Origin of the sequence: Pseudanabaena sp. FACHB-1998 (genome assembly GCF_014696355.1) — a bacterium.
In the GTDB taxonomy this organism is placed as follows: Bacteria; Cyanobacteriota; Cyanobacteriia; order Pseudanabaenales; family Pseudanabaenaceae; genus Pseudanabaena.
In genome coordinates this window covers 112,810-121,838 of sequence record NZ_JACJQA010000016.1, presented here as the reverse complement: position 1 = coordinate 121,838, position 9,029 = coordinate 112,810, and the positions used below count along the sequence as shown (strand labels likewise).

The 9,029-nt window shown below is 41.3% G+C and carries 9 protein-coding genes, 1 tRNA gene and 1 pseudogene; 8 read left to right on the top strand and 3 right to left on the bottom strand.

Annotated features, from left to right (window positions below):
• The 4 genes and pseudogenes from H6F42_RS07090 to H6F42_RS21585 form a co-directional block, all read left to right on the top strand.
• Positions 1-242 (top strand): transposase (locus H6F42_RS07090; RefSeq protein ID WP_190398657.1); only part of this gene is annotated, 242 nt, incomplete at its 5' end.
• Positions 243-257: 15 nt separating this feature from the next.
• Positions 258-1,142, top strand: a pseudogene (locus H6F42_RS07085) (type I restriction-modification system subunit M); the annotation flags it as partial.
• Between the two features lie 9 nt (positions 1,143-1,151).
• Entirely contained in the window at positions 1,152-2,174 is a 1,023-nt protein-coding gene (locus H6F42_RS07080) for a PDDEXK nuclease domain-containing protein (protein WP_190398655.1), read from the top strand.
• Positions 2,171-3,376 (top strand): restriction endonuclease subunit S, encoded by a 1,206-nt coding sequence (locus tag H6F42_RS21585; protein ID WP_199288936.1) that lies wholly within the window; start codon positions 2,171-2,173, stop codon positions 3,374-3,376. Before H6F42_RS07080 ends, H6F42_RS21585 begins: the two co-directional genes overlap by 4 nt.
• A 258-nt stretch (positions 3,377-3,634) precedes the next feature.
• Here H6F42_RS21585 and H6F42_RS07065 read toward each other — a convergent pair whose 3' ends face one another.
• Positions 3,635-4,051 (bottom strand): putative toxin-antitoxin system toxin component, PIN family, encoded by a 417-nt coding sequence (locus tag H6F42_RS07065; RefSeq protein WP_190398654.1) that lies wholly within the window; start codon positions 4,049-4,051, stop codon positions 3,635-3,637.
• Positions 4,041-4,262: a hypothetical protein gene (locus H6F42_RS07060; protein WP_190398653.1), complete on the bottom strand. Its 222-nt coding sequence runs from the start codon at positions 4,260-4,262 to the stop codon at positions 4,041-4,043. The genes H6F42_RS07065 and H6F42_RS07060 overlap by 11 nt, the downstream gene beginning before the upstream one ends.
• A gap of 119 nt (positions 4,263-4,381) precedes the next feature.
• Between H6F42_RS07060 and H6F42_RS07055 the strand changes: the two genes are divergently transcribed.
• The 3 genes from H6F42_RS07055 to H6F42_RS07045 are packed head-to-tail and all read left to right on the top strand — an operon-like array spanning position 4,382 to position 7,912.
• On the top strand, positions 4,382-4,636 hold the full coding sequence (locus H6F42_RS07055) for an AbrB/MazE/SpoVT family DNA-binding domain-containing protein (protein ID WP_190398652.1): 255 nt from the start codon (positions 4,382-4,384) through the stop codon (positions 4,634-4,636).
• Positions 4,630-5,001 (top strand): type II toxin-antitoxin system PemK/MazF family toxin, encoded by a 372-nt coding sequence (locus H6F42_RS07050; protein WP_190398651.1) that lies wholly within the window; start codon positions 4,630-4,632, stop codon positions 4,999-5,001. Before H6F42_RS07055 ends, H6F42_RS07050 begins: the two co-directional genes overlap by 7 nt.
• Positions 5,002-5,017: 16 nt before the next feature.
• On the top strand, positions 5,018-7,912 hold the full coding sequence (locus H6F42_RS07045; RefSeq protein WP_190398650.1) for a type I restriction endonuclease subunit R: 2,895 nt from the start codon (positions 5,018-5,020) through the stop codon (positions 7,910-7,912).
• Between the two features lie 139 nt (positions 7,913-8,051).
• On the opposite strand, the gene H6F42_RS07040 is transcribed toward H6F42_RS07045, so the two are convergent.
• A tRNA-Ile gene (locus H6F42_RS07040) sits at positions 8,052-8,123 on the bottom strand.
• A gap of 93 nt (positions 8,124-8,216) precedes the next feature.
• Here H6F42_RS07040 and H6F42_RS07035 point away from each other — a divergent pair.
• Positions 8,217-8,963, top strand: a complete 747-nt coding sequence (locus H6F42_RS07035; RefSeq protein WP_190398649.1) for a hypothetical protein — start codon at positions 8,217-8,219, stop codon at positions 8,961-8,963.
• The last annotated feature ends 66 nt before the right edge of the window (positions 8,964-9,029 follow it).

The window sequence follows — 9,029 nt, the reverse complement described above, 5'->3', positions numbered from 1 at the left end:
TCCCAGAACTATTACCAGGGCAAATAGTGGCTATCGACAATGCTAGTTTTCATCCACAGGAAAGGATTAGGCAATTAGTCCGTCAGGCTGGCTGTGAGGTGATATTTTTGCCTCCCTATTCTCCTGACTTAAACAAGATTGAGAAATTCTGGGCTAGATTGAAGAGTTATGTCAGTAAGATTATTGGACAATGTAAAAGTTTATGGAATGCTGTTCAACAAGCTTTCTGTCATTTGTCCTAACTATCCCTTTCTTTGCTATATGACCCGACCTGTGGCAGTGGTTCGCTATTGTTGCGGGTGAAGCGTGAGGCGGATCAGGTTGGCAAGATTTATGGACAGGAGATGAACCGCACCACTTATAACTTGGCGCGAATGAACATGATTTTGCATGATGTGCATTATGCAGACTTTGATATCAAATTACAGGACACATTAAAGAAACCTCAGCATCGAGATTTACGCTTTGATGCGATTGTGGCGAATCCTCCTTTTTCGGCAAAGTGGGAACCTGATAAAGCGCAAGTAGAAAATGACGATCGCTTTAGTGTTTATGGAAAGCTTGCGCCGAGTAGTAAGGCAGATCTCGCTTTTGTGCAGCACATGATCTCTCAGTTGGCTGATGATGGCACGATGGCGGTGGTGTTGCCTCATGGGGTGCTATTTCGGGGCGCGGCTGAGGGGCATATTCGCCAATATTTGATCGAGCAGATGAATTGTCTGGATGCGGTGATTGGTTTACCTGCGAATATTTTTTACGGTACGAGTATCCCGACTTGCGTATTGGTGTTTAAGAAGTGTCGCCGTAGTCCTGACGATATTTTGTTTATTGATGCGAGTCAGCATTTCGATAAGGTGAAGACTCAAAATGTGTTGCGTCCTGTGCATATCGAGAAGATTGTGGCGGCGTATTTGGCAAGGACTAATGAGGATAAATTTAGCTATGTGGCGAGTATTGAGCAGATCAGGGGTAATGATTTTAATTTGAATATTCCCCGTTATGTGGATACGTTTGAGGCGGAGGAGTCGATTGATCTTGATGCGATCGCTTTGCAGTTAAGGGCGATCGCGCAGCAGGGCATGGTGACGGATGATAAGATCGCGTCATTCTGTGATGAGTTAGGGATTGAGCCGCCGTTTTGATGATTGATTATGACTGATAGTATCCCTTCTCAACTTTTAGACGATATTCGGCAAATAGTGACGGCTTCGCGCTTGACTGTTGCTCAGACTGTGAATAGTGCGATGGTGCTGACCTATTGGCAGGTGGGGCGCTTGATTGTGGAGTATGAGCAGCAGGGGCAAGTGAGGGCAGGGTATGGCAAAAAGCTGTTAGAGCAGTTATCGAAGGTGTTGCAAGCTGAGTTTGGTAAGGGCTTTGATGCTAGTAATTTACGCAATATGCGACAGTTTTATTTAACTTTTCCAATTTGTGAGTCACTGACTCTCAAATTGAGTTGGACACATTATTGCAAGGTGATGCGGGTAAAGAATCCAATTGCAAGAGATTGGTATATTGCGGAATGTGTGGCAAATAATTGGAGTGTAAGGGCTTTGGAGCGACAGATTGGGACTTTGTACTATGAGCGTTTGTTGTCGAGTACGGATCGGGAGCCTGTGATTGGTGAGGCAATTTCTAAAACGGATGAGTTAAAGCCTGATATTAAAGACTATTTGCGCGATCCTTATATTTTGGATTTTTTAAATTTGCCTGTTACGGCTTTGGTGGAGAGTGCGATCGAGCAGGGGTTGATCGATAATTTACAGCATTTTTTGTTAGAGCTTGGGCGCGGTTTTGCGTTTGTGGCGCGTCAGCAACGGATTAGTGTGGAGGATCAGGATTTTTATTTGGATTTGGTGTTTTACAATTTCAAGCTGAAGTGTTTTTTGTTAATCGATTTGAAGTTGGGGCGGTTGAGTCATCAGGATGTGGGACAGATGGATACTTATGTACGGATTTATGACCAGCACTATAAGGGTGATGATGATAATCCGACGATTGGGCTAATTTTGTGTAGTGAGAAGTCGGCGGCTGTGGCGAAGTATTCTGTTCTGGCGGATCGCAAGCAGTTGTTTGCGTCGAAGTATTTGCCTTTGTTGCCGTCTGAGGAGGAGTTAAGGGTTGAGTTATTGCGATCGCGTGTTTTGTTGCAGTTTGAGGAGGGGAATAGATGAGTGTGCCTAAGTTGAGATTTAAGGAATTTACAGGGGAATGGAAGTTAATTAAGCTAGGAAAAATTGCAGACAAGATCACAAGTGGAGCGCGTGATTGGGCGCAATATTATTCAGAAAATGGAAGCAAATTTATAAGGATGACAAATCTTAGTAGAGAGGGAATCCACCTAAAACTTGATGATTTAAAGTTTGTCAATGTCAAAGCTGAGTCTAGTGATGGTCAGCGTACAAGCTTAATTCACGGCGATATACTTATCTCAATAACTGCTGAACTTGGTAAAATTGGTTGGATTCCGCCTAACTTTGGTGAAGCTTTCATAAATCAGCATACGGGTTTAGTTCGTCTTAAGAAAGAGCAGACAGATTCTTTATTTATAGCCTATTTACTCTCAACAGCTAAGTTAAATAAACAAATAAATAGGTTAAATGATTCTGGTGCAAAGTCTGGTTTAAATCTACCAACTATTGCATCTATAAATATTCATTTGCCAAAAATAAGCGAACAAAATAAAATTGCTAATTTTCTTGTAACTATAGATGAAAAAATCGCACAACTCACGCAAAAATGTGAATTATTAGCGCGTTATAAGAAAGGCGTGATGCAGCAGATTTTTAGCCAAGAGTTGCGTTTTAAAGATGACGATGGGAGCGATTTCCCAGATTGGGAAACTTACAAATTAAAAGACATCGTAAATATTAATCCTAAAAGCGCAAAGTTACCTGATAGCTTTATTTATATTGATTTAGAGAGTGTTAAAGATGGCTATCTTTTATTTGAAAATAGAATTGAATTAGAAACAGCACCTAGTAGAGCGCAAAGACTATTACAGAAAAATGACATACTTTACCAAACTGTAAGACCTTATCAAAGGAATAACTTATTATTTGATAAAAGTGGTGATTATGTTGCATCAACTGGTTATGCTCAAATCCGCACCGACCAAAACACAAAATTTATATTTCAATTACTTTATTCAGATGATTTTGTAAATGATGTGTTAGCGCGTTGCACTGGTACAAGTTACCCAGCAATTGATTCTACTTCTCTATCTGAGATACAGGTAAACATTCCAGATATTCCAGAACAAACTAAAATCGCTAATTTCTTAACTTCTATTGACGAAAAAATTACCGAAGCTCAGACCTATCTCGACACAGTAAAACAATACAAACAAGGCTTACTACAACAGTTGTTTGTTTAAAACAAAGAGGGTTCAGCATTTGCGATTAAAAACAGTTGAGAAATTACAGACAGTCGCGCAAATGCTAAACCCCTACAGATATTTATTAATGCAGATATTTATGATTTTTATAAATTCATTAATTCGTAGGGGCAAAGCATTCCCACAACAAAATGTAAATTTTTAGACCATTTTAAATCGGGAATGCTTTGCCCAAAAACTTTAATCGTAGAAAATAAATTTATAAACTAGATTTATTACAACAGATATTTATTTAGATTAACTAGATATATTGAAAAAATCTGAAGGGTTAATAATCTCAATATCTCTAAAAGGATGTAAAACCAACAAATCCTTATCGCCTGTTATTAGATAGTCAGCCTTACCATTCACAGCTAACTCCAAAAACTTATCATCTTTAGGATCTCGACAAACTGTAACAGTTTCTTCAATCGTGACAAGCTCTGATTGTTGAACAAATTGTGCTACAAATTCCGAGCGAGTGGCTGAGTCTACATATTTATCAAACTTAGAACGGCTCAAAACCACCCTCAATTCTTCAAGAGTTTCAACAGAAGAAAGAATAATTCCTGATTGTCTGATTCGTTTTACAGCCTTGTCGGATATAGAATTAGAAATAAGAATACTACTGACTAGCGTATTTGTATCTACAACAAATCTAGATTTAGGCGACATCACTCAATATCTCATTTAAGATTTCTTGAGTTAATCCATTTTTTTTTGCTTGTGCTTGCATATCCAAGATAATCTCATCCAAAGAACGACTATTCATAATTTGTTTTAGCCATCCATTTAGAATAATTTGCATCTTTTGACGCTCTATCAAATTCGATTTTTGATAGGTTCTAGCAACTTCTGCATCAACCTCAATACTAATAGTTTCCATAACTCACCTCAACAATGCACTAAATTCTATCTTATGGCAAAGACTTATTAACTGCAATTGACCATAATAGCCATAACGTTTATACTTATGTTTAAACATATAGCTTTGAGGTTGCTGTAATGACAGAAGTAGTACTCGATCTCAAAACATGGGGCAATAGCTTAGGAGTCCGCTTACCTGCGGCGATCGCCCGTGCCGCCAAACTGCACAAAGACCAAAGGGTAAAGCTATCAGTTATCGAGGGACAAGTAATCATCGCACCAGTATTTAACGAATCCCCTAGCCTAGAAGAAATGCTAGAAAAATTTAACCCTGCAATACATGGCGGTGAAGCAATGCCCACATCGCAAAGACTAGGCGCTGAGCAATGGTAAAAGCCAACTGGACACCAGATCGCCAAGACATCATCTGGATTGATTGCAATCCACAAATAGGGCAAGAAATGCGAGACGTTCACCCCTTTTTAGTCTTATCCCCCAGTACCTTCAATAACAAAACCTCTCTAGTGATTGGCTTGCCAATGACCACAGCCGAATATAACGCCGAAAATCCTTTTGCTGTAGCAGTAGGCAAAGCATCAGGTCGAAAAGTTGCCAAAACCAGTTATGTCCTTTGTCATCAGCCAAAATCCTTTGACTGGCGAATGCGTGGCGCAAAACCTCACCCATTAGGTAAATTAAACGAAGATTTGTTTTTGCAAGTATGCGATCGGCTCAACAAAATCATTCAACTTGCATAACTAGCAAATATTACCCATGACTACCCAACCCGAAGCCGAACTAGAAGCCGCCTTAATCGATCAACTCCAAAGCCTGAAATATACAAGGGTCAAAATCAAAGATCAAGCCGCCATGCTTGCCAACCTTAAGCAACAACTAGAAATTCATAACGGTAACATTACCCTTAGCAAAAACGAATTTGAACTCATTCTCAACCACCTCAACACAGGCACAGTCATCGAACGCGCCAAAATACTCCGCGACAAATATGCCCTTAAACGGGAAGCTACAGACGGTAAACCCGCCGAAACCATCTATATCAGCTTTCTCAACTGCGATGAATGGTGCAGAAATGAATTTCAAGTCACTAACCAGATCAGCATTGAAGGCAAACGTAAAAACCGCTATGACGTAACCATCCTCATTAATGGCTTGCCACTGGTACAAATCGAACTCAAAAAACGCGGATCCGAGCTAAAAGTTGCCTTCCATCAAATTAACCGCTACCAACATGAATCCTATGACGCAGGAGCAGGACTATTTCAATATGTGCAACTATTCATCATCAGCAACGGCGTAAACACAAAATATTTTGCAAACAATAAATTTCAAGCCTTCCAACAAACCTTTTACTGGACAGACAAAGAAAATAATCGTATTTCTGACCTCAGCGAATTTGCAGACACCTTTCTCCGCACCTGTCACCTAGCCAAAATGATCACCCACTACATCGTGATCACTGCTAGCAACATCCTCAAAGTCCTCCGCCCCTATCAAGTCTACGCAACCGAAGCATTAGTCGAACAGGTCAAAACCAGCACCAAAAACGCCTACATCTGGCACACCACAGGCTCAGGCAAAACTCTCACCTCCTTCAAGGCAAGCCAGATCATCATGCGATCGCCCCAAGTCCACAAAGTCGTATTTGTCGTTGATCGCAAAGACCTCGATTACCAAACCGCCAAGGAATTTAACGAATTTTCTAAAGGCAGTGTAGACAGCACCACCAACACCAATAATCTTGTCAAACAACTAAATGACGACAGCACTAAGCTCATCGTCACCACCATTCAGAAGCTCAACAATGCGATCGTTAAAGGGCGCTATCTCGACAAAATCCAACATCTACAAGATAAAAAATTTGTGTTTATCTTCGATGAATGTCACCGTAGCCAGTTTGGAGAAACTCACCAGAACATCAAAAAGTTTTTTACCAACTGCCAAATGTTCGGCTTTACTGGCACACCGATCCTCGCAGAAAATGCTTTTGGCTCCAAGGATTATCAACAAACCACCGCATCCCTATTCGGTGATTGCTTGCATAAATATGTAATCGTGGACGCAATCAAAGATGAGAATGTACTGCGCTTTGCCGTCGAGTATGTGGGCAAAACCAATCAAACCAGTAACTCAACTCCTAAAAAAAGAAGGAAGAAAAAAGGCGCTAACGATCTCGATATTGCTGTAGAAGAAACCGACACCAAAGAAATGCTCGAAAGTCCACTCAGACTAGAAAAAGTCGTGGACTACATTCTGGAACATCACGCTCAAAAGACCAAAGCACCAGACTTCACCGCCATGTTTTGCGTCAGCAATATCGAAACCCTAATCAAATACTACGAACTATTCCAAAAGCAACAAGCTCAAGCAACCACTCCCCTAAAAATCGCCACAATCTTTAGCTATGCTGCCAACGAAGAAAATCCACAAGCCAACGGCATGATCGATGAAGAGCCGCTAGAAATTCCTAGCGAAGCAAAAATCAACCAAAGCAATCGCGACAAACTCGATCAATTCATCACTGACTACAACGCCCTATTCAATACCAAACATAGTGCCAACGACAGCCAAGCTTTTTATAACTACGCTCAAGACATCTCAAAGCGTGTCAGACAAGGCGAAATCGACATTTTGCTAGTGGTGAATATGTTCTTAACAGGCTTTGACAGCCCCAGACTAAATACTCTCTATGTCGATAAAAATCTCAAGTTTCACGGGCTAGTCCAAGCCTTCTCCCGCACCAATCGCATTCTCAACGATAAAAAATCACAGGGCAATATCGTTTGTTTTCGCAACCTCAAAAAGGCAACCGATGACGCGATCGCCCTATTCTCTGACAAAGATGCAAAAGCAACAGTGCTAGTCCAACCCTATGAGGACTATGTAGCTCAATTTAATGAAGCTGCGATCGCGCTATTAAAAATAACTCCTACCATCAAAAGCGTAGATACCTTAGCCGATGAAAACAAAAAACTAGAATTTGTCACCCAATTTCGAGAACTACTACGCCTCAAAAATGCCCTGACCACCTTTGCCGACTTTGAAGAAACTGACCTCACCCTTGAAGCCCAAAAGTTTGAGGACTACAAAAGCAAATATCTCGATGTCTATGACAGTGTAAAGAAAGAACGCAACACCGAAAAACCATCGATCCTCGATGAAGTGGACTTTGAACTGAGCTTAATCCATCGTGATGAGATTAACGTCGCCTACATTCTCAACCTCTTGAGAAGCATGAGCAAAACCGATCCCGCCGCCGCTCAAAAACGTCAAAAAGAAATCCTCGACCTCATGGCAGGTGAAGTCCAACTACGCAGTAAACGCGCCCTAATCGAAACATTCATCGAAAATAATCTGCAACAACTTCAACCACATGAAAATGCCGAACAAGCCTTTGAGGACTACTGGCTAACCAAAAAATCTGAAGCCTTAGCCGAACTCTGCACCACCGAGAATATTGCGCCTGAAGAACTATCAAAGCTCATTAATAACTATGCCTTCGCTAACCGTCTACCCAGAGAGCAGGAGATTATCAGCGCTCTCAACTTTAAACCCAAAATCTTAGAACGCAAAGCAACCATCGATCGCATATCCGAGAAGATTAAGTCTTTGATTGACACATTTATCGAGGGTATGGGCGGTGCTGTTTAAATTATGCTTTTGGCGATCGCAAAGTGACCGATCATCATAGAGAATCTGATAGTCAAAAACAATCTAAATGTGTCCAAAAGTATCTAACCGTATAACTGGTTACACGGTGTAAGTTAGTCGTAGTGGCTTGTGTGCCTTATCCAAGGTGTCGGAATCGAACCGACATATCAACGATTATGAGTCGTTTGCTTTACCAGTCAGCCAACCTTGGGGATGTTGTGATTATAGCCGTAAGTATTATATGCTATCAAGCAAGCTACCGTGCAGGTTGCTCTAGGGAAAATATTAGCTAAACAAGTTTGTGATGGCAACAACCCGCTCTGAAAAGCCAGAAAAACGTCTCCGCAAGAAAAAAAAGCAGCCTAAAAAATTTAGGCTGAGCTACAGTCTAATCCTATTATTTGCGATGATCGTTGTGGGATCTGTAGCAGGAATGGTCGCCTACAGATTTGGTAAACAAGCATTAGAAGGGGTTAACCCATCTCCTGCGGGAATAAAATTACCCAAGGCTAGTCCAGCCGCTAAACCCAAGGAAACGCCAAAATCTTCATCACAGGTACAAGATAAAATCTCTTTTTTGCTAGATGAATCCGAGGTAATTGCCGACATTAAGACCCGATCGCAAGAGGAGTTAGGTGGATTAAGGCGACCTACCTATGTAGCAAAGGCAAATGTGAGCGATCGCAAAAGGATCTATACCAAGGTTGACCGTGTTTATAACTCCATGCGTGACCCTCTCGCCATTTCTAGCAATGCCGATGACAGGATTGCCGAAAGGATTGCAGCTTTGCGTCAACGGGTTTATAGTCGCTCCTATGAAAGTAAAGCCGATCGCGTAGCGGCTAATTCTAATGGTGGCAATACGAGCTTACCGTTATTGTCTACGCCTGTAGAGCTAACCCCCATCCGTAGTCGTTGGGAAGACCGTGATGCAGCTTTGCTTAATAATTCCAAAGCTGTGGATGCTCGTGAGCTTAATGCCCCTAGTTCTACAAGAAGCTTTTTTATTACTGATCCAGAACCTATTTCCGATGCCCAAAATCGACGCTAACTTTTAAAAAAGGGCTTGCCAAGCAAGCTCTTTTTTTTAATAGAGGGGCAAAGCGCTGCACCTCTA